The sequence below is a fragment of the Sulfitobacter sp. UBA1132 genome, assembly GCF_002311545.1.
Lineage (GTDB): Bacteria > Pseudomonadota > Alphaproteobacteria > Rhodobacterales > Rhodobacteraceae > Sulfitobacter > Sulfitobacter pontiacus.
The window spans coordinates 253,712-273,712 of sequence record NZ_DCAN01000011.1; the positions used below are offsets into that span (position 1 = coordinate 253,712).

General features: G+C 60.5%; 22 protein-coding genes. 10 read left to right on the forward strand and 12 right to left on the reverse strand.

Annotation, left to right across the window (positions count from 1 at the left end):
- Nucleotides 1–43: 43 nt before the first annotated feature.
- Nucleotides 44–778 (forward strand): calcium-binding protein, encoded by a 735-nt coding sequence (locus B4F27_RS08815; RefSeq protein ID WP_286759458.1) that lies wholly within the window; start codon nt 44–46, stop codon nt 776–778.
- A gap of 6 nt (nt 779–784) precedes the next feature.
- On the opposite strand, the gene B4F27_RS08820 is transcribed toward B4F27_RS08815, so the two are convergent.
- A complete protein-coding gene (locus tag B4F27_RS08820) occupies nt 785–1,219 on the reverse strand; it encodes a DMT family transporter (protein WP_286759459.1) in 435 nt (144 codons plus the stop codon).
- Between B4F27_RS08820 and B4F27_RS08825 the strand changes: the two genes are divergently transcribed.
- A complete protein-coding gene (locus B4F27_RS08825; RefSeq protein ID WP_286759460.1) occupies nt 1,218–1,742 on the forward strand; it encodes a c-type cytochrome in 525 nt (174 codons plus the stop codon). The two genes, B4F27_RS08820 and B4F27_RS08825, sit on opposite strands and share 2 nt — an antisense overlap.
- Here B4F27_RS08825 and B4F27_RS08830 read toward each other — a convergent pair.
- Nucleotides 1,739–2,419, reverse strand: a complete 681-nt coding sequence (locus tag B4F27_RS08830) for a hypothetical protein (protein ID WP_005852368.1) — start codon at nt 2,417–2,419, stop codon at nt 1,739–1,741. The genes B4F27_RS08825 and B4F27_RS08830 overlap by 4 nt on opposite strands.
- Nucleotides 2,420–2,835: 416 nt before the next feature.
- Here B4F27_RS08830 and B4F27_RS08835 point away from each other — a divergent pair, with 416 nt between their 5' ends.
- Nucleotides 2,836–3,360, forward strand: coding sequence for a hypothetical protein (locus tag B4F27_RS08835; RefSeq protein WP_146152946.1), 525 nt, complete (start codon nt 2,836–2,838; stop codon nt 3,358–3,360).
- A 239-nt stretch (nt 3,361–3,599) separates the two neighbouring features.
- Here the strand turns inward: B4F27_RS08835 and B4F27_RS08840 are convergent, their stop codons facing one another.
- Nucleotides 3,600–5,561, reverse strand: coding sequence for a DNA gyrase/topoisomerase IV subunit B (locus tag B4F27_RS08840; RefSeq protein WP_286759461.1), 1,962 nt, complete (start codon nt 5,559–5,561; stop codon nt 3,600–3,602).
- A gap of 150 nt (nt 5,562–5,711) precedes the next feature.
- Between B4F27_RS08840 and B4F27_RS08845 the strand changes: the two genes are divergently transcribed.
- On the forward strand, nt 5,712–6,389 hold the full coding sequence (locus B4F27_RS08845) for a dimethylsulfonioproprionate lyase family protein (protein WP_286759462.1): 678 nt from the start codon (nt 5,712–5,714) through the stop codon (nt 6,387–6,389).
- Nucleotides 6,390–6,417: 28 nt separating this feature from the next.
- On the opposite strand, the gene B4F27_RS08850 is transcribed toward B4F27_RS08845, so the two are convergent.
- The gene (locus tag B4F27_RS08850; protein WP_286759463.1) at nt 6,418–7,290 is read right to left on the reverse strand and encodes an alpha/beta fold hydrolase; all 873 of its coding nucleotides are present in this window, start codon (nt 7,288–7,290) and stop codon (nt 6,418–6,420) included.
- On the reverse strand, nt 7,287–8,432 hold the full coding sequence (locus B4F27_RS08855) for an alpha/beta hydrolase family protein (RefSeq protein ID WP_286759464.1): 1,146 nt from the start codon (nt 8,430–8,432) through the stop codon (nt 7,287–7,289). The genes B4F27_RS08850 and B4F27_RS08855 overlap by 4 nt, the downstream gene beginning before the upstream one ends.
- Before the next feature lie 145 nt (nt 8,433–8,577).
- Here B4F27_RS08855 and B4F27_RS08860 point away from each other — a divergent pair, with 145 nt between their 5' ends.
- Nucleotides 8,578–9,951, forward strand: coding sequence for an MATE family efflux transporter (locus B4F27_RS08860; RefSeq protein ID WP_037963072.1), 1,374 nt, complete (start codon nt 8,578–8,580; stop codon nt 9,949–9,951).
- A 24-nt stretch (nt 9,952–9,975) separates the two neighbouring features.
- On the opposite strand, the gene B4F27_RS08865 is transcribed toward B4F27_RS08860, so the two are convergent.
- Entirely contained in the window at nt 9,976–10,371 is a 396-nt protein-coding gene (locus tag B4F27_RS08865) for a hypothetical protein (RefSeq protein WP_005852384.1), read from the reverse strand.
- A gap of 22 nt (nt 10,372–10,393) precedes the next feature.
- Nucleotides 10,394–11,596 (reverse strand): pyridoxal phosphate-dependent aminotransferase, encoded by a 1,203-nt coding sequence (locus B4F27_RS08870; RefSeq protein WP_286759465.1) that lies wholly within the window; start codon nt 11,594–11,596, stop codon nt 10,394–10,396.
- Nucleotides 11,597–11,685: 89 nt separating this feature from the next.
- On the opposite strand from B4F27_RS08870, the gene B4F27_RS08875 reads away from it, so the two are divergent.
- The 3 genes from B4F27_RS08875 (at nt 11,686) to B4F27_RS08885 (ending at nt 12,956) form a co-directional block, all read left to right on the forward strand.
- On the forward strand, nt 11,686–12,084 hold the full coding sequence (locus B4F27_RS08875) for a helix-turn-helix domain-containing protein (protein ID WP_005852388.1): 399 nt from the start codon (nt 11,686–11,688) through the stop codon (nt 12,082–12,084).
- Nucleotides 12,077–12,343 (forward strand): succinate dehydrogenase assembly factor 2, encoded by a 267-nt coding sequence (locus B4F27_RS08880; protein WP_074635579.1) that lies wholly within the window; start codon nt 12,077–12,079, stop codon nt 12,341–12,343. The genes B4F27_RS08875 and B4F27_RS08880 overlap by 8 nt, the downstream gene beginning before the upstream one ends.
- Nucleotides 12,344–12,455: 112 nt before the next feature.
- On the forward strand, nt 12,456–12,956 hold the full coding sequence (locus B4F27_RS08885; RefSeq protein WP_037943810.1) for a MarR family winged helix-turn-helix transcriptional regulator: 501 nt from the start codon (nt 12,456–12,458) through the stop codon (nt 12,954–12,956).
- On the opposite strand, the gene B4F27_RS08890 is transcribed toward B4F27_RS08885, so the two are convergent.
- The 5 genes from B4F27_RS08890 to B4F27_RS08910 form a co-directional block, all read right to left on the reverse strand.
- Nucleotides 12,950–13,669, reverse strand: a complete 720-nt coding sequence (locus B4F27_RS08890; protein ID WP_286759466.1) for a DUF1194 domain-containing protein — start codon at nt 13,667–13,669, stop codon at nt 12,950–12,952. The genes B4F27_RS08885 and B4F27_RS08890 overlap by 7 nt on opposite strands.
- On the reverse strand, nt 13,666–14,376 hold the full coding sequence (locus tag B4F27_RS08895; protein WP_286759467.1) for a DUF1194 domain-containing protein: 711 nt from the start codon (nt 14,374–14,376) through the stop codon (nt 13,666–13,668). The genes B4F27_RS08890 and B4F27_RS08895 overlap by 4 nt, the downstream gene beginning before the upstream one ends.
- Before the next feature lie 4 nt (nt 14,377–14,380).
- The gene (locus B4F27_RS08900; RefSeq protein ID WP_286759468.1) at nt 14,381–14,815 is read right to left on the reverse strand and encodes a VOC family protein; all 435 of its coding nucleotides are present in this window, start codon (nt 14,813–14,815) and stop codon (nt 14,381–14,383) included.
- Between the two features lie 68 nt (nt 14,816–14,883).
- Complete coding sequence (locus B4F27_RS08905; protein WP_286759469.1) at nt 14,884–16,155, reverse strand: tetratricopeptide repeat protein; 1,272 nt, start codon at nt 16,153–16,155, stop codon at nt 14,884–14,886.
- A gap of 126 nt (nt 16,156–16,281) precedes the next feature.
- The gene (locus B4F27_RS08910; RefSeq protein WP_286759470.1) at nt 16,282–17,247 is read right to left on the reverse strand and encodes a thymidylate synthase; all 966 of its coding nucleotides are present in this window, start codon (nt 17,245–17,247) and stop codon (nt 16,282–16,284) included.
- A 201-nt stretch (nt 17,248–17,448) separates the two neighbouring features.
- Between B4F27_RS08910 and thyX the strand changes: the two genes are divergently transcribed.
- Both thyX and B4F27_RS08920 read left to right on the forward strand, forming a co-directional pair.
- Entirely contained in the window at nt 17,449–18,372 is a 924-nt protein-coding gene (thyX, locus tag B4F27_RS08915; protein ID WP_286759471.1) for an FAD-dependent thymidylate synthase, read from the forward strand.
- Nucleotides 18,369–19,211 carry an abortive infection family protein gene (locus B4F27_RS08920; RefSeq protein WP_286759472.1) on the forward strand — a complete coding sequence of 281 codons (843 nt, stop codon included), beginning with the start codon at nt 18,369–18,371 and terminating at the stop codon, nt 19,209–19,211. The genes thyX and B4F27_RS08920 overlap by 4 nt, the downstream gene beginning before the upstream one ends.
- Nucleotides 19,212–20,001: the final 790 nt, after the last annotated feature.

Below are 20,001 nucleotides of genomic sequence, written 5' to 3' on the forward strand. Positions count from 1 at the left end.
TGCCACGAGCAGCGCGCAAACTGTGTCAAAACAGGATGCTGCCATGTCACCTTTGCTCGTCATGCTCTTTGCCGCTTTCGGCCCCATGCTGGCCGTGTTTGACCCGTTTGGTGATGATACGGAGGATGAGCCCGAGGACGAAGAAATCCCCATCGGCATGCCCGATATGGGGACGACCACGGGCGCGGGCATGGACGATGCGCTGACCCCCGACCCGGCAGAGCCTGAAGCCGAGGCACCAACAGATGTGCCGACCGCGGAGGATCCAGCGGTCGAGACGATCAACGACACCGAGCAACCCCCCGAGGATGACGCACAGTCGCAAACCGGCACGGCGGGCGATGATACATTACAAGGCACCGACGGGCGCGACATCCTGTTTGGCGGGCAGGGCAATGACACGCTTTCGGGCGGGGTCAACGCCCAAGACGGCAGCGACGACGGGGTCGCGGACGAGCTGATCGGTGAAGACGGCGACGACAGCCTGCGATTGGGGGCGAATGACACCGGCATCGGGGGCACGGGCGCGGACAGTTTCACCGCGATCTACGGTGCCACAGGCGGGATCACGGTCAGCGATTATGACGTGGGCACCGATGCGCTGATTGTCGAAACCGACGATGAAAACGCCTCTGTCACCGATCAGACCGTCGCGGATGGGGAGTTGACGGTCACGCTCAGCACAGGGCTCACCATCACCCTGCCGGGGGTCGCAAACCCCTTGGCGGAGGATGAAATCCTCTTTGTGCTGACCAACCCGCTACAAGACGAGGCCTGATCGGCCTCAGGATTGCTGGGTCAACCAGACACCGGCACACATCAAGGTAATGCCAGCGGCCCGCGCGGCCCCCAAGGGCGCCACCTGCGCGCCGAACAGCCCGAAGTGGTCAATCGCCGCGGCGCTGAAAAGCTGGCCCACCAGAACAAAGAACACCGCGTTGCCGACGCCGAAATGCGGCGCGATAAAAGTGATCGACAGGATGTAGAAAGCCACCAGAAATCCGGCCAGCAGCAGATGCTTCGGGGCCGCGGGGATTTGCGCAAACCCTTGCCGCCCCACCAGCATCGCGACCAGTAAGCTGACTGTAAACGCCACCACAAACAGCACCGTAGCCGCTGCCGCAGGAGATCCGATCCGGCTGCCAAGCCCTGCGTTCAACGCGGCCAGAACGGGAATGCCAACCCCGGCCAAAAGCATCACAACTGCATAATGCGCCATGAGTATTCCTAATCTTTCCCGTTTCTTGATCCAGATCATGGCGAAGACCCCCGCCAAGGGCAAGCATCCCCGTGACCTACCGGAGGATCATATGATGAAAACCACAATCGCCCTCGGCGTGCCGCTGTTCTTGGGGCTGGCCGCCTGTATGCCCGCACAGACCCTGCCCGACGCCCCCGACCGGGTGGAAGGAGCGGTGTTTTTTGCCGAAAACTGTGTGCAATGCCACGGGGTGAACGCCCAAGGGGCCGGCGCCGCGGCCAAGGGCCTTCGCCCGCAGCCCCGCGACCTGACCCTATTGGCGCGCGACAATGGCGGGCGGTTTCCGCAGACCAGAACGCTGGCCTATATCTACGGCGACCCGGCGGTTGACGCCACAGACAGCCACCTGCAACGGGTGATGCCGCAGTTTGGCGAGGGCATGGCGCTGGATCTGGTGCCTGTTGATCTGGATGGCCAGTTGACGCCCACACCACGGGTGCTGGCAGGGCTGCTGGTCTATCTTGAAAGCATCCAGCGTTAACTACAGATCCCGTTCACCTCGACCCCGTCCCAGGGCATCCGCACCGCATAGGGCCGGCTTTGGGGCAGGGGTGCGACGGGCATCTCTTGCGAGATCAGCGCATGCAGCCGTTTGGTGCGCGGCGCCTGCGGGTCCAACGCACGACAGCAGACGAATTCCTCGACGATAGAGCCTTGTTGTTCAAAGGCAAAATCCAGAAACTTCGGGTCGCTCTCCAGATCAAAGAGATACGGGTCCGCCCCGCCGCCATGTTCAAACGCCGCACGCAGCGGCGAATAGCCCGTCGTCTTGCGGTTCTGCCACTGCCAGATATGGGTCAGCTCATGGGCAAAGATCATCGCCGCGATCAGCCCGATCCGGTCGGGATAGTCGGGCAGGTAATCGTCCAGATACCAGTCTTCGTCAAACAACACCGTATTCCACAGCGCCACGGCGGCGGGTTTGGTGGTGATCACCTCGCCCACCTTTTCGGGCGGCAGGATACGTTCGCGACAGGTCGTGCGCGGCCGCGCCTTACGCGTCATCGTCACCCCGCGCGAGGGCGACCCGTCATGCAGCCGCACCTTGGGGTAATTGAGCGTATCCCCCATGATATCCCCCGCGAACAGCAGCTCATTCTGGGTCAACGGCCGCCCGCAGGAGGCCAGAAACATGAGGAGGATGAAGGCTCGGATCATGGCGAAACGTTGAGTGAAAGCGCAGTGCGGATCAAGCGGTATTTTTGACGTGAGGCCCGTGTTGAAATCTTCCGAGGGAAGGTTTCAGGGGCGAACGGGCGGAGCAGATATCCTGCGGAACAGATGTTAAGGGCCGCGCCTGACCCTGGGGCGGAGGCCGTCTTGCAAACTGTCCGGGGGACAGTTTGAGGCTGGAGGGATGCGTCAACATCGAGGGGGCATGAATTCGTCGTTAACCGTCGAGTAAGATTTGTCAATTAGACCATTTATTAGACGAGCAACAAGTGATCGTAGACGCACTTTGTCAAAGAAAAGAATGCGGGTTTCAATTAAAGCCACGGGGGACTATCGCTTAAGTTGTATTTTATGCTTACGCTGTTTCCGCATAGATTGAGCGCTTTTGGGAAAGGTTAAGAATGAAGCAACTTCTACACGACGACGGATCATGGGCACATCTGTTAGAGGAGTGGGCAAAACAGTGTCACGATTTCGATGAAGATTTTTCTTCATATATGCCAGCTACTATTCCGCTCTTAGGGGAACAGATTGAGATTTGTTCAGGTGAACGATGGAACGGCGTATATGCCCATGTAGATGCTGCAGGGGAGCACCACGCTGTGTGCTTTGTGAACCGCGCTTTCATTCCGCGCTTCAGCGGTCGAGTTTTGCGTGTTAGAAACCTAATCCTTGCTCCAAAGTATGACTTAGGGAGCTATAGCGCCGATGATTATGCACGCCTGCTAGCTTCAATATTCGAATCAGTTTTGGCTTTAAGTGATCGAGACTTGGTATGCCCGCACGTCAAAATCCACTTCCGAAGTCCAGTTGATCTGGATTTGTTCCGCAATTTTTCAGAGGAAATGACTAAATTTGGTCACTTTTCGGATATCAAAATGGTTGGATCATGGCTATTTGTTAGCAAATTGCTAACTGACACATAGTATGCCGAGTTAGGTTTTTATGTACGGGAGAGTTGTTATGGCTTGCAGCCTACGGGAACAAGATAGTTACAAGGCTTTTCTGAGCGCAATTAAAAAAGTTGGGCTCACGGAACTCAAGAAGTCAGAAATGTTTGGTTCAAATGAACAGCAGCAGCTATCAGGCGTTTTGAAAGCCGCTGCATAACCCCTTAGCCTTCCATTTCGGTTCAAGTTCCGAAATGGAAGGGTATCACCCCCAATCAAACATCCAGCTCCTCCACAAACTGGGCGTTCTCCTGAATATACTGGTAGCGCAGCTCGGGCTTCTTCCCCATCAGACGCTCGACCAGATCGCCGGTCTCTCCGGGCATCTCTTCGTCGACGGTGACGCGGATCAGCTTGCGGGTGGTGGGGTCCATCGTGGTCTCTTTCAGGTCTTTCGCGTCCATCTCGCCCAGACCCTTGAAGCGTTGCAGATCGATCTTGCCTTTGCCGCCCAGGCCTTTCTCAAGCCACATGTCCTTTTCCGCATCATCCGCCACATAGACGCGCTTGGCCCCTTGGGTCAGACGGTAAAGCGGAGGACAGGCGAGGTAGAGGTGCCCGGCGTCGATCATCGGGCGCATCTGGGTGTAGAAGAACGTCATCAGCAGCGCCGCGATATGGGCCCCGTCGACATCCGCGTCGGTCATGATGATGATCTTGTCATAGCGCAGGTCATCAAGGTTGAACTTCGTGCCCATCCCGACGCCAAGCGCCTCGCATAGATCGTTGATCTCGGCATTGGTGTTCAGCTTGCTCGACGCGGCCCCCAACACGTTGAGGATCTTGCCCTTCAGCGGCAGCAAGGCTTGCGTGTTCCGGTTGCGCGCGCCCTTGCCGGACCCACCAGCGGAATCGCCCTCCACGATGAACAGCTCGGTGCCTTCGCGGGTCTTGGAGGTACAGTCGGTCAGCTTGCCGGGCAGGCGCAGCTTTTTCGTGGCGGTCTTGCGCGCGGTCTCTTTTTCCTGACGGCGGCGCAGGCGTTCTTCGGCGCGCAGTACAAGGAAATCAAGGATCGCACCCGCGCTTTTGGTATCCGCCGCCAGCCAGTTGTCAAAGTGGTCGCGCACGGCGTTTTCCACCATGCGCTGCGCGTCCACCGTCGCCAGACGGTCCTTGGTCTGGCCAACGAATTCAGGCTCGCGGATAAAGCAGGACACCAGCGCACAGCCACCGGTGATCAGATCGTCGCGGGTGATGGTGCCGGCCTTCTTGTTGCCGACCAGCTCGCCATAGGCTTTGACGCCTTTCAGGATCGCGGACCAGAAGCCCGCCTCGTGAGTGCCGCCTTCGGGGGTGGGGATGGTGTTACAATAGGACTGGATGAAGCCATCGCGCGACGGCGTCCAGTTGATCGCCCATTCGACCTTGCCCGGTGCGTTGAATTTCTCGCGGAAGTCGACGGTGCCGCCAAAGGGATGCTCGGCGTAGGTCGTCGACCCTTTCAGCGTTTCGTTCAGATAATCCGACAGGCCGCCGGGGAAGTGGAACGTCGCCTCTTGCGGGGTGTCGCCGTCCTGCTGGCCGCATTTCCAGCGGATTTCGACGCCGGAAAACAGATAGGCCTTGGACCGCGCCATCGCGAACAGCCGCGCGGGCTTGAGCTTGAGCGGGCCAAAGATCTCTGCATCGGGGTGGAAGGTGACAGCCGTGCCGCGCCGGTTCGGGGCCGCGCCGATCTTTTCAAGCTTGCCTTGGGGGATGCCGCGCGAAAACTCCATCGCGAACAGCTCGCGGTTGCGCGCGACCTCGACCCGCAGGTGATCCGACAGCGCGTTGACCACGGACGACCCCACACCGTGCAGACCGCCCGAGGTCTCGTACGAATCGCCCGAGAATTTGCCGCCCGCGTTCAGTGTGCAAAAAATGATCTCCAGCGCCGATTTGCTGGGGTCTTTGGGGTGCGGATCGGTGGGGATGCCGCGCCCGTTGTCACGCACGGTGACATGGCCGTTTTCATGCAGTTCCAGTTCAATCCAGGTGGCATGGCCCGCCACCGCTTCGTCCATCGAGTTATCGATGATTTCCGCGACCATATGGTGCAGCGCGCGATCATCCTTGCCCCCGATGTACATGCCGGGGCGCAGGCGCACGTGCTCCATATCCTCAAGAACCTGGATCGAAGAGGCATCATATTCCTTGGCGTTGCTCTGCGCACCGGAAAGAAGATCGGACATGTAGGGGCCTGCCTGTCTGTTGCTTTTGTTGAGCCTCCCACTATGCCAGAGCGCTATGGTCGGGGGAAGGGCGGATGACGTCGCAATGCGGTGTTTCCTGCGGCTGTGCCTTTGCTATCATCGGGGCAGGAAACCGTTGGAAGGCTTGCCATGACGTTTGACACCGCTGCCCCCACCACCCTGCGCGATGTGCCCGACTGGCGCTATATGATGCAGGAATGTGACGAGCTTTATCGCTACCTGCCCGCGGGGGGCAGCGACCGGATCAAAAGCCATCAACGCAAGGCGCGCGAGGCCATCGCAAGGCTGCTGCGGGGCAATGCCGAACTGCGGTTGCAGCCGCGTGCGGAAAAACCCGTCACCGCCCATCTGCGCCGCGCGCTGGACGAGGGCAAGCAGGGGGCCTTGGCCCCCGCGGTCCGGGCGCTGGATGCCGTGGCCCATGACCTCAGCTGGCAATACGGCTACGAGAAAGTCCCCAAGGGGCTGACCAACAGCTATGCCTATGCCGAACTGGCAGGGGCGCAGGGGCCGGTGGTCAGCCATGATATCATTCTGGGCGTGGTGCTCTTCGCGCCGGGCTGCACCTATCCCGCCCATGCCCATAAGGGGATCACCGAAAGCTACGTCTGTCTGTCCGGCGCGGTGTCCGAGAACCATCAGGGCGTCTATGTCCCCGGATCCATGATCTTTAACCCGCCCGAACATCTGCACCGCATCACCGTGGGCGATCATGAACCGGCGCTTCTGGCCTATGCGTGGATGGGCGATCCTGCCGATCTGCACCAGCAGAAAATGGTCTTTACCCGCGCCCGCCCGCGCCCGTAAATAACGTGCGGGACGGGGCAGGCGTGGCCTAAAGCCAGTTCAGAATGGCCTCCGCCACCTCTTGCGGTTTTTGGTGGTGCAGCCAGTGATCCGCGCCCTCGATGGGGACGCGGGTCAGGTCGGGGGCGTAGTCCTCAAGCCCGCGGGTCGTCTCGGGCAGCAGCGCGGTATCATCGGTGCCCCAGACCAGCAGATGCGGGCAGCGGACCTGCAACCGCGCCGGATCAAAGCTGAGTGCATCATCAATCGCCTCGCCCTCGGCCCCCAGTTTCAGCGGTGAGGCGCGATACCAGTTCACCATCCCGCGCAGCCCCGCCGCATCGCGCCAGGCGTCCTTGTAGCCCGCCAGCGTCTCGCCCTCTAGCCAGCTCATATCCATATGCGCTGAAAACAGCCCCATCAACTTGTCGAAATCATCCGCGGCCAGAATATCCTCTGATCCCTCACGGCGCAGGAAATGGATGTATTGCGACGCATCGGTCTGCGCGCCCCCCTTGGCAAGCTCGCGCTGGAAGGGGGCGGGGTGGACGCCGTTCATGATGATCAGCTTCGACACCAGATCAGGCCGCCCGATGGTCAACGCATAGGCGACAGAGGCCCCCCAGTCATGGCCCAGCAGGATCACGGGGTCGTCCCCGATCAACGCCGCCATATCCGACACCAGCTTCGATGTCTTATACTGCTCTACCTCGGCGGGTCGCCAGCTTTGCCCATAGCCGCGCTGGTCGGGGGCAATGCAATGGAACCGCTTGGCCAGCAGCGGGGCCAGATCGTTCCACGCGCCCGAATACTCGGGAAAGCCGTGCAGCATCAGCAGCTTGGGCGCGTCTTCATCGCCCCAGTGGCGGATAAAGAAAGGATTGCCGTTGATCTGGCGGGTTTCGGTCCAATGGGCGGTCATGTCATTTTCCTTTTCGGTTTGTCCGGGGCGGGGCCGGCGGGCAAATGCTCCAGCCGCAGCCCTGCGGCGGAGCCCGGGGCGAAACCGGGCCAGTCAGCCCCATCCAGCCTCCCTGCGGTGTCGTCACCGCGCAGATGCATCCCCATAAAGGCCGCCGCATAATGTTGCGCGATGTTGTTCATGCGCAGCGTGTCCCAGACCGGATCGGCATAGTGCTGGAACGGTGCCCACCCCAGCAGATCCGAATGCGCCCAGCTTTCCAGCGGGGCAGGGATCGGCGCGGCGGCATTATGGCCCGCGTTGATAAAGCTTAACAAATAGCGGTCGCTGGCGCAGCCGGTGAAAAGGCGGCGCATCGCGGCATAGTCTGATACATCATCGACGGTGCCGGCCATCATGAACAGCGGCGTGTCCATCTGCGCCAGCCCATCGGCATCCCACATCGCCTGCCCGTTGCCCCAAGGGCCGATGGGCATGATCGCGCACAGCCGCGGGTCGCGCAGGGCGGCGTGGGTCTTTGACCCCGCAAGATGCCGCGCAAGGCTGCCGCCCTCGGGCGCGCGCGGATGCTGCAACGCCGTCTCGGCCAGACCCGCCCCGCCAAAGATCATCGCCCCGTAGCCGCCCATGGAATAGCCGATCAGCCCGACACGGCGACAATCCACCAGATCGCCCAAAGGGCCCGTCAGCGCCTCCATCGCGTCAATCACCGCGCGCTGGTCCAGCGGACGGTTCAGCAACGTCACCCCGAAGGCTTGCTGATCCTCATAGGTACTGCCCGCGTGATCCGGTGCCGCCACGACAAAGCCTTGGCGCGCAAGGGATTCCGCCAGATGGCTCAGCAAAAAGCGGTTGCCGGGATACCCGTGCGAGATCACGATCAGCGGCGCTGAAAATCCCGTGGCGACAAAAGCCTCGCGGCAGGCCGACCCGTGCAAGACAGTCGGCGTCACCCCGTCGCGCAGCAAGGTGGCATAGGACGTCCCCGCACCCGTGCCTTTCGCCGCCGGATACCAGACCTCTAGCGTCAACTGGCGCGTGTCGGACACAGGGGCGGTCAGGGTGGTCACGCCGACGGGATGGGGGCCGCGCTGCGCCAGCGCTGGCGCGTCGGGGCGCAGCAGATCGATGCGGTTGTGCAAGGCGGTATCCTCCCAACTTCGGTGTCGCGACTGTGGCGCGGCCAGCCGCAGGGTGCAAGCCCGCCCGACCACGCAGACGGCCGCGCTGGCTTCCCCTAGGTCATCGGCTCTTCCCCTTGCGGGCGGGGCGGCGTAGGAAAGGCGCATGACACAGCAAATGACATATCCGGGCCACGCCCGAGCCATCACCGTGATGGGGCTTCCGCTTGTAGGCGGGCATCTGGGGCAGATCGCGATCGGGGTCTCCGATACGGTCATGGCGGGCTGGTACAGCGTAGAGGCGCTGGCCGCTGTCACCCTCGCCAGCACCTATTTCTTCGTGCTGCTGATCTTTGGATCGGGCTTTGCATGGGGCGTGATGCCGCTGGTCGCGGCCTTTGACGCCGAAGGCGACGAGGTCGGCCTGCGCCGCGCCACCCGTATGGGCATGTGGCTGTCGATGGGCTTTGCCGTGCTGGCGCTGCCGCTGATGATCTGGTCGCGGCCGATCATGGCGTTGATGGGGCAGGATCAGGCGCTGGCCGATATGGTGGACGGCTATCTGTTCATCGCTGCTTGGGGCATCTTCCCCGCGCTGATGGTCATGGTGCTCAAAAGCTACCTCGCCGCGCTGGAACGCACACAGGTCGTGCTGTGGATCACGCTGCTGGCGGGCGTCGCGAACGTACTGGCCAACTATGCGTTCATCTTCGGCAATTGGGGCGCGCCAGAGCTTGGCGTGCGCGGTGCGGCCATTGCCTCTGTCACGTCGCACAGCGTGTCGCTGGTCGCCGTGGTGATCTATGTGCTGTGGAAAATGCCGCAACACCAGATGTTTGTCCGCCTCTGGCGCCCCGATTTCGAGATGTTGGCCCGTGTTTTCCGCCTTGGCCTGCCCATCGGCTTCACAGGGCTCAGCGAGGTCGGGCTCTTTGCGGCCAGCGCCGTCATGATGGGTTGGCTGGGCACTGTGGCACTGGCTGCCCACGGCATCGCGCTGCAACTGGCGTCGATCACCTTTATGGTGCACCTCGGTATCAGCAACGTGGCCACGATCCGCGCAGGCAATGCCTATGGCCGCCGCGATCCGGCGCATCTGGCACGTGGCGCGATCACCGCGACGGTGATGTCGGCGCTGGTCGCAGTGTTGACGATCTTTGTCTTCGTGATGTGGCCCGAACCGCTGATCAACCTGTTCATGCAACGTGACGAACCCGCGCGTGACCAGATCCTTGTGATCGGGGTGGGGCTGCTGGCGATGGCGTCACTTTTCCAGCTTGTCGATGGCGCGCAGGCCGTGGCCTTGGGCATTCTGCGCGGGGTGCAGGACACCACCGTGCCGATGCTCCTTGCGGGCTTCAGCTATTGGATCGTGGGCATGCCCGCGTCGTATCTGCTGGGCTTTGTCTTCGATCTTGAAGGGGTCGGCGTCTGGCTCGGGCTGGTCTTTGGCCTTGGCGTGGCGGCGATCCTGCTGAACGCGCGCTTCTGGGGCAGCGTGCTGAAACGTCTGGGGCCAACAGACCCCGCAGCCGCGTAACACCGCTTCCTGACCGGCAGCCGCCTAGGGCAGCCGGTCGGCCTTCTTGCGCACCAACGTGCTGCGCAGATCATGCATCGCCAACAGCAGCGCGTCCGTGACGGCATCAAGCTGGTCGTCCGTGGCCTTTGACTGCACCCACTGCGTTGTCAGGTTCAGATAATCCACCGCACGGTGGATATCGTCGATGTCGCGCTGCGCCAGCACCTGTGCGCGCTCGGTCATCCACTGGCGGATACGCTCCAGATCGCCGTCCGACAGCACGCGATCGCCTTGGGGTTTGATCTCGCCGTTGCGGATGTTCACAACGGCGATCTGGTCCATCTCGATCCGCCGCTGACGGTTCTCTGCATCCACGCGAAACACCGCCGCGCCATTCTCGCGCACGCGAAAGTAATACTCTGGCAGGTCGCTCGCCATGGGGGCTCCTTTACGGTCTGGCTTAGCTCAGCGCGGCGCAGAACTGCTGCAAACGAGTGCAGGCTTCTTTCAGCGCCTCGTCCGAGGTGGCATAGCTGATGCGGAAGTTCGGGCTCAGGCCAAAGGCCGCGCCAAAGACGACGGCAACGCCGGTGTCTTCCAGCAGCGCGGTGGCGAAAACCTCGTCATCGGTGATGGTGACGCCCGACGGGGTGGTCTTGCCGATCAACCCTGCGATGGACGGATAGACATAGAACGCGCCCACTGGCTTGGGGCAGACGATGCCGTCGATCTCGCTCAGCATATCCACTACCAGATTGCGACGGCGGGTGAACATCTTGTTGTTCTCGGCGATGTAATCCTGCGTGCCGTTCAACGCCTCCACCGCGGCCCATTGGCTGACGGTGCAGGGGTTCGACGTGGATTGCGACTGTACCTTGCGCATCGCGCCGATCAGCTTTTCCGGCCCCGCGGCATAGCCGATGCGCCAGCCGGTCATGGCATAGGCTTTGGACACACCGTTGACCGTCAACGTGCGGTCATACAGCGCGGGCTCCACCTGCGCGGGGGTGCAGAATTTGAAATCATCATAGGCCAGATGTTCATACATATCATCGGTCATCACCCAGACATGGGGGTGACGCATCAGCACGTCGGTCAACGCCTTCAGCTCATCCCAGCTATAGCCCGCGCCTGTGGGGTTCGAGGGCGAGTTGAAGATGAACCATTTCGTATTGGGCGTGATCGCCTCTTCCAACGCCTCCGGGGTCAGCTTGAAATCATTCTCCAGCGTCGCGGGGGCAATCACCGGCGTGCCACCGGCCAGCAGCACCATATCGGGGTAGCTGACCCAATAGGGCGCAGGGATTACGACCTCTTCACCGGGGTTCATCGTGGCCATCAGCGCGTTGTACAGGATCTGCTTGCCACCCGTGCCGACGCTGACCTGAGACGGCGTATAGTCCAGCCCGTTGTCACGCTTGAACTTGGCGCAGATCGCCTGCTTCAGCTCGGGGATACCGTCCACGGCAGTATATTTGGTCTTGCCTGCGGTGATCGCGGCGATACCGGCATCCTTGATGTTCTGCGGCGTGTCGAAATCCGGCTCTCCGGCACCCAGCCCGATCACATCCTTGCCTGCGGCCTTCAGCTCGGCAGCTTTTTGGGTCACGGCGATGGTGGGCGACGGTTTTACGCGCGCAAGGGTCTTGGACAGCAGTTCCATTTCGGCCTCAGTTTGATATGTGTGCAGCACCCTCATAGGGCGCACCCCCGCACCGATCAAGCCAGATCGGTCCAAACAGGAGAGACGCAATGGCCGAGAACGAAGACTGGTACGCATCCGACGTGGCAACCTTTGGCGACCGGGTCGCCGCCGCGCGCGAGAACGCGGATATGACGCAAGCCGCGCTCGCCAAGCGGTTGGGGATCAAGCAATCCACCCTGCGCGGCTGGGAAGACGACCTGTCCGAACCCCGCGCCAACCGCCTGTCCACGCTCGCCGGGGTCTTGGGCGTGTCGATGATGTGGCTGATCAACGGCGAGGGCGAAGGCATCGACGCCCCCGATGACACAGCCGCCACCGACGCCAATATCAAAGAAGCATTGATCGAACTGCGCGACATGCGCGCCGATCTGTTGAAACGGGCCGAACAAATGGGCCGTCTCGAAAAGAAACTACGCCGGATTTTCAAAGGGAACACCCATGGCTGAGCTGCACGAACACAAGGTCAAACGTCTGCATATGCGCTCCATGCGGCGAGGTATTAAGGAAATGGATCTCATTTTACCTTCTTATGCTGCAACCCGTCTCGCGACGATGGATGACGCGGCATTGTCGCTCTATGACGACATGCTAAGCGAGAATGATCACGATCTTTATCAATGGGTTACGGGGCAAACACCTGCACCCGAACCCTTTGCCGCGCTGATCGCGGACATCCAGACTCATCTGGCTGCAAACCCGCTTTAGGCGCGGTTTCCCCTGCGGATGTCGGCCCCCGCGCGCCGACATCCGTCCGGTTTAACGATATATTTTATTTTTATCTTCAGCTTCCGCCCCAATCGCAATGTCGGAGTTGAATATGAGTATCCAAAACCCCATCCCCATCCCCCCGTCAGAGGCGGGATTCATGCAAAGCTACCTCGATGCGCTCGGGCTGGTTGAACGGCTGCACCGCCTGTTGCTGGACGTGATCAAGGATGAATTCGAACGCGTCGGCGTGCTGGACATCAACGCCGTGCAGGCGCTGCTGCTGTTCAACATCGGCGACAATGAAGTCACTGCCGGAGAGTTGAAAAGCCGCGGCTACTATCAGGGCAGCAACGTCAGCTATAACCTGAAAAAACTGGTGGATATGGGCTATATGCACCACCAGCGCTGCCAGATCGACCGCCGCTCGGTTCGGGTGCGGCTGACCGGCAAGGGGCGTCACATCAGCGGCGTCGTGTCAGACCTGTTTGGTCGCCACGCCAGCGGGCTGATGCACAAGGGCGCGCTGGGCGCATCGGGCATGGATGACATCACCCGCGCGCTCAAGCGGATGGAACGCTACTGGACGGACCAGATCCGCTATATCTACTGACCGCGCAGAGCGGGCGGGGCTTCGTCAGCCAGTTGCGCCAGCGACAGCACCGCCAGCTCGCGCAGCAGCTTGGTGGTCATTGCAGATTGATAGGCATCAAACCCCGCAGCGGGCAGGGCAAAGGCACCGGGGCCGGTGATCACCTCTGCCATGAAATACCCCGTCAGCGTGCTACCCTCCTCCGTCGCTTCGACCACCAGCGCGTTCACCGTCAGATCACGCCCCGCAAGCTGTCGTTTCACGTCACGGGGGCGGGGTCCAAGGTTGGATATCCCGTCGCCCGAGATATCAAGCGTGTGCTTCAAACATGCAGGCCGCTGCGCCAGATAGGCCGCCCCCGCCGCCACCGCCACGCCAAGCGCGGTGCCGGGCGACGCGGCCGCGCGCTCAACCTGTCGCAGCCCGTCAATCAGCTCTTGCAGGGCGGCGGCATCACTGATCGACCGCCACGGGGCAATAACGCGCTGGTCTGTCGGGCCGCTCCACTCATAGACCAACAGGGACACCGGTGCCTCCGGTGCCGACAGGATCGCCGCGCGCACCGCCGGATCGTCCAGGGCCCCGGCAACCCCGTCCAATTGCAAGCGGTACTCCCGCGCATCGACGGACCCCGACACATCCAGCCCCAAGGCCAAGGCCTGCCGACACTCCGCCACGCCAGCCGACGCCCAAAGCGTTGCGCCGACAAGGGCCGCAACCCCGGCGCGGATCATCCCGCGTCCTCGACCACGGGCAGGCTGCCAATCGCAGGGGGCGTCAGCTCGCGTTCCAGCTTGATCCGCATGGCGCGTTCAAAATCCTCGAACCCGTTGGCGATCACCAGAAACGCGCCGGGGCCGTGCAAAACCTCGCGTTTGTAAAAGGCGATCAGCCCTGTCTCGGCCTCGAAATCGGCGGCATTCACCACCAGCCCGTTGACCGTCACATCGTCAAAATCAAACGACCGGTAAGCCAGCGGCGGGCCAAAACCTTCGTTATTCTGACCATCCCCCGCCAGATCAATTGTCTTGTATAAACACCGCGGTGCCCGCGCCATGACCGCCGCACCAAACCCCAACGCATAGCCCATGGCCGTGGGGAAATCATTATGACTGCGCTGGCTGCCCGCCACCACGCCCGCCGCGCGCGTCAGATCCTCGGGCGAGTCTATCATCTGCCAGTCCAGCACCATCTGCTGGTTATAGCGCCCCGACCATTCATAGACGGCCAGCGCTACCGGCAGATCGCTGGCGAAAAACGCCCGCCGCACCGGGTCCGACAGCAACGCGGCGGCGGTGCCGCCACGCTGCAAACGGTCCTCGACCGCATCAACCGAACTGGACACATCCATCGCCAGCAGCAGCGCCAGCCGACACTCCGCCGCCGCAAGGGCCGCGGGTGCGACGCCCAGCGCAGTGGCAAGGAAGGTCGCCCGGATCATCGGCTTACCAATGGCCGGTGTTTTCCATGCTGGCCCAGGGTTCCTGCGGCTCCAGCCGGTCCCCTTCTTGCAGCAATTCGACCGACACATTGTCGGGCGACCGGATGAACGCCATATACCCGTCGCGCGGAGGACGGTTGATCGCGATCCCGTTCTCTTGCAGCATCTTGCAGGTTTCATAAATGTTTTCAACGGTATAGGCGAGGTGCCCGAAATGACGGCTGTCATCGGGCAGCGCATCATCGCCGTCCCAGTTATAGGTCAGCTCCACATCCGCATGGCCGTCGTCCTGCCCGGGAGGGCACATGAAAATCAGCGAAAACCGCCCATCCTCATTGTCGATCCGGCGGCGCTCTTTCAGGCCCAGCAGCTCGTAGAAGGCTTGCGATTTCTCCAGATCCTTGACGCGCACCATCGTGTGCAAATATTTGATCGGCATGGGTTGGCTCCTTTGCTTTCGTCTTCGACCTGCAGGGTAGCACGGCTGGCGGCGGTTGCCAGCGGATGTCAGAATTTTGACTGAAATCCCAACGAGACGGAAAACTCGCTCGTTTCGAACCGGCTGACATTGGATCGCGTCCGTCCGGCGCGTAAAGTCACACTGGGCGCAAACCCCGCATAGTCCACATCGGGTAACATGATGTTAACGTCAGCATAGGTTGCGTAGTCTTGCTTGCCACCGGGGACATCGAAAACCGCAAAATAGGTGTCGTAGTCGGTTTTTCCCAAGGTTAAGCCTGCGTTCACAACCGCCGGACCGATTTGATCGGCGAAGCTATAGCTTAACCGCAGGGACGCGGCTTGCGAGGCATAGTTGACGAAGTCGCTGTCGGTCTCGCGTAGATTGACGGAAACGCCGATACCATCACCCCAAGCGAGCTTGTGTTGGGACCCTACAATCAGGGACACGGTGTTACTGTCAAAGTAACTAATTCGTTCACTAAACCGTTTTTCTAGCGTCGCGCCCATGGAGACCGAAGTCGAAGCAGACAGCTGCCAGCGGCGACCGACGCCAACACGCATGAATGAATAGCTGCGGTCGCCTCCTGACCAGTATTCGCCAAGCGATCCGGTTACATCGGCGCTTCCGCCCGCCGCGCCGACCGCGAAGGACTGCCGAAGTGAAACATCTGCATAGGTTGCTCCGAAATCACCGTTACGTGCTTCAGGTGCCAAATCATGCGACCCGCTATCAAGCGCCACACGTTGTACAAACAGGCGACCCGAAAGATCCGTCCGCATCTTTTGCGTGCTCCGCAAACGGTAGCCGACGACCGCGTCGACGGTACCGACGATACCCGATAGGGCCTGCGCCGATCCGCTAAGCCGCCCGGTAAATGGCAAGCCGTCGATCACCTGCTGTGCGGTGTCAGCACCATTGTTGACATTGCTAGAGGGCTTCACCCCGCCTGTAATGGAGAAGCGAAACGGATTTTCACGCCGCACACGGGCATAGTCACGCGCAAGCTGCTCTTCTATCTCCGGGGTCGGGGCATTTTGAACGGCACGTCTAAGCCAAAGCTGAGTGAGGGTCGGGTGCCCTTCTGCAAAGGTCAGCCGTGCTGCCAGTTCCGCGGCCTGAAACTTCTGTACCCTGTTGTCTGCATAGCGGTAGGCGCGGGCCGCAGACTTTCGCCCATCCGTTCCGTGCCCCATATCTGCATGCGCTGTGGCCAGAACATAGTGCGCATACGCCGAATGCGGGTCCGCGATCAGCAACCCTCGCGCGATTTGCGACGCCAGAGCAGGGCGTTCACCCTTCAGCGCATGGACCGCCAATGATCGGGCCTCTGGCAGGGACAACGCGACCGACTGCTCTGCCGCGACAGGATCACTGTTCAGCAGGCAGAGCCCGGCCACTGCACAGCCGATGGCGCAATTGGCGAAAGACACGATACAGCCGCTCTATCGCTCGGGCTGATCGCAGATCGCGTCTTCACCGGGTTGGCCGCATTGGGTCAGGACAAACGCGCCATACTCGATCGGTGTGCCCGATCCGCCCAGCGCAATGTGGTTCTCGGCATGGATCACACCAGCAACTTCCGTGGCGCCCGTGCCCCCGAAAATACCGCCGTATTCGCCGACCGCGCCGTTAGACTGTGACGCAGTCCCGAAGAAAGAGCCGTCGTCCGCGATGCCAGTGCTGTCCAGCGCGATGTTCTGCGCCTCGAAAGGGGTGGCGGAGTTGGGATCGTAGGCACCGTCTGTATCAAAGTCGGTCACCTTGCGATCATAGATGATCCCTGCAACCGCCGCGTCGGTGAAGTCGCCGGTCAGAACCACTTTGCCCGTCACTTCGGCGGCCTGACGCGACAGGGTGTCGGGGTTAGTCCCGTCTGCAACCGGTGCCAGATCTTCCCCGGACCCGGCGCCGTTCAGCAACCCGATGTAATTCCCCGCATAGGTCACCAGCCCGCCCTGGGATTGCGTGCCCGGTGCGACCGGCGCGGAATAGGATGTGCTGCTATAGGCCGCGCCCGAAAAGACCTGCTCGAATTGCCCGCCGGTCATCACCACAGCCGCACGGGTGCCATCGATGTCCTTCACATACGCGGTGACGTGGCGGTCCAGCGATCCGTCCTGCGCGGTGTAGGCTTCATATCCGTTGCGGTCCAAGCCGGGGCGGCGGCGATAATTGGCGGTGAACTCGCTATCATCTGCGGTGATACCCGTGATCGACAGCGTCTGGGACGCCGGATCATAGCTAAAGCTCTTGAGGTCGTTCGCCAGTTCTTCGGGAATGGCACTGGCACCCGTGCTCCCGTCGGTACCCGTGCCCGTATCTGCCTCCGTCTCGCCGTTAAACGGCGTGCCACTGCCACATGCTGCCAAAAATACGCACAGCGCCAGCGCTGATGTCCCAAATTTCATAACTGTCTGCCTCGAAAATTTCTTGTTGATTGCCGCGACAGTCGCCAATCGCGCGCCCTGCTGTCAACGCTCCACCTTGCCTCACACGCATTTGCCGCCAAAGTGCTACCCAAAAACAATACCGCATATGGCGGTTCCGGTGGCCTGCTGCCGCAGATATAGTAGACCCCGAATCCACGCCCATATGACAGGACGCCCCCCATGCCGATCAACCCCGACCAACAAGCCGAAATCGACGCTCTGCGGGCAGAGCCGAAACAGACCCTGCGCGCCGTCTCCGAAGGGATGGAGACCCATCTCTACAAGGCCATTCCCGTGCTCGACCACGGCTTTGTGCGCGTCATCGACTATATGGGCGACGATGCGGCGATCTGTCAGGCGGCCCGTGTCAGCTATGGGCGCGGCACGAAATCGGTGCAGAACGACGAAGGGCTGATCCGCTACCTGATGCGCCACTGGCACTCCACCCCCTTCGAGATGTGCGAGATCAAGCTCCACGTTAAACTGCCCGTCTTTGTCGCGCGCCAGTGGATCCGCCACCGCACCGCCAACGTCAACGAATACTCCGCCCGCTATTCGATCCTGGACCGCGAATTCTACATCCCCGAGCCGTCCCATGTGAACGCCCAAAGCGTGGTGAACAATCAGGGCCGCGGCGGTGTGCTGGAAGGGGCCGAGGCCGCCCGTGTGCTCGAAATCCTCAAGTCCGACAGCAACCGCGCCTATGACAATTACGAGGCGATGATCGCCGAAACCGGCCCCGACGGAGAACCGCAGGACGGTCTGGCACGAGAGCTGGCGCGGATGAATCTGCCGTCGAACATCTACACGCAATGGTACTGGAAGGTGGACCTGCACAACCTGTTCCACTTCCTGCGTCTGCGCGCCGATGCCCACGCCCAATACGAGATCCGCGTCTATGCCGATGCCATCTGCAACGTCGTCGCCGACTGGGTCCCCGCCGCCTACCGCGCCTTCGAGGATTACCGTCTAGGTGGTGCAGCCATGTCCAATACAGCTCTTGAGTGTATCCGCCGGATGGTGAAGGGTGAGGAGGTCACGCAGGAGAATAGCGGTATGTCTAAAGGGGAATGGCGGGAGTTTATTGGAGTGATTGATGGGTGAAGATAGGTAATAAGGCGATCGAATTTTTGGTCGGTATTATTTCTGGAGATTCGCAGGTTTCTGAATATCGTTCAGGCCCGCAATTGGTAAATTTCTTCAACGGTCATGGCGAGATGGATCTGTACGGCGCAGGTTTTCCGTCTCGACATATTTTCGTGCGGGAAAAGCTGACCACAATGAACGGACAGCAACGGCTGAAAGATGTGATTGAGGAAGCATTTAACTCACTAGACGAAAATGAAAAGCACGCCGAAAATATTGCTTTTCAGTTTTCCAAAATTTTAGCTCAAGACGGCTACAAACTGAACAAAGATTACCGGCCTGGCTTCTATAACGGAAACGATCACGTCCCTGGGCCAATCTTCTTTCAGGTCGTGCCAAACAAGTTAGTGTTTGGTAATTCACCAACAAAGTTGCTGCTAACTCATCCGATCCTTGAAGAGAGAGTGACCAAAGCGAGGGCACGAATAGAGTCTAATGATTTCGATGGTGCAATTACGATTTGCTACACTGTTATTGAAGGCTTTCTGAAACTCTCGCTCGAAAAACAAGGTGTGGAATTCAAGGACACTGAAGGTGATATCAAAAAACTCTATAAGGCCTTGGCTATAGCATCAAACATGGACCAATCATCTATGACTGAGGATTCTTTAAGGCCTCTTTTAAATGGCCTCTCTACTTTGGTTACCGGATTTTACGAAATAGCGAATAAATCAGGCGACCGCCACGTTGCTCGGCATAAGCCTGCAAGACGGCATGCGGTACTAGTAGTAAACCTTACCTTTGCATTCTGCGATTTCTTAATAGATTCATTTAGCGAGAGACAGATCCAAAACTGACCCATTGCCCAATCTCCGATTGGGCAGCGCCCGAACCGCCCCCACGGGGCGGGCGCTTTGCTTCCCACCCCTCGGTTCGGGCGCGGCGGTCCCTGTTTAGGTCACCTCATAACTCCCCGGCGAAATGCTTGCGCATTCCGCGTTCGAGACTTTGAACAGTCCACTGGACTGTTCAATCCGGCTTCGCCGGACCGTCTCTCACCCCCACACACGGAGCGGGTCAGCGGATGCAAAGCATCCGCGTCACCGACAGAGCGAAGGCTTGCCTTCGCGGAGCAGGCGCTTCGCTTCCACCCCTCGGTTCGGGCGCGGCGGTTCCGATTGATTACACCCCATAACTCCCCGGCGCATTTCTCGCGAAATCCGCGTTCGACATTTCAATTCTTCCCCCGGAAGGATTGATTGGGGCTGCGCCCCAACCATGCCTTACCCCCACACGGAGCAGGCACTTCGCTTCCCACCCCTCGGTTTGGGCGTGGCGGTCCGGATTTAGGTCACCTCATAACTCCCATGCGAAATGCTTGCGCATTCCGCGTTCGGCACTTTGAACAGTCCACTGGACTGTTCAATCCGGCTTTGCCGGACCACGCCTCACACCAGCGAACGCCCCCCACCGCACGCCAGTCTAACCAAAAATAAACCAGCAATAACAATTACTTAAGTTACCCATGGGTAACCCGAGCGCCGCTCCGCAGCCCGCGCCTCTGCCGGTGCGCCGTACCAGCAACACACCCCTGGGGGGCAAAAAGGCTAGACTTGGCCGCTGACACTGGGCAAATTAAGGGAAATT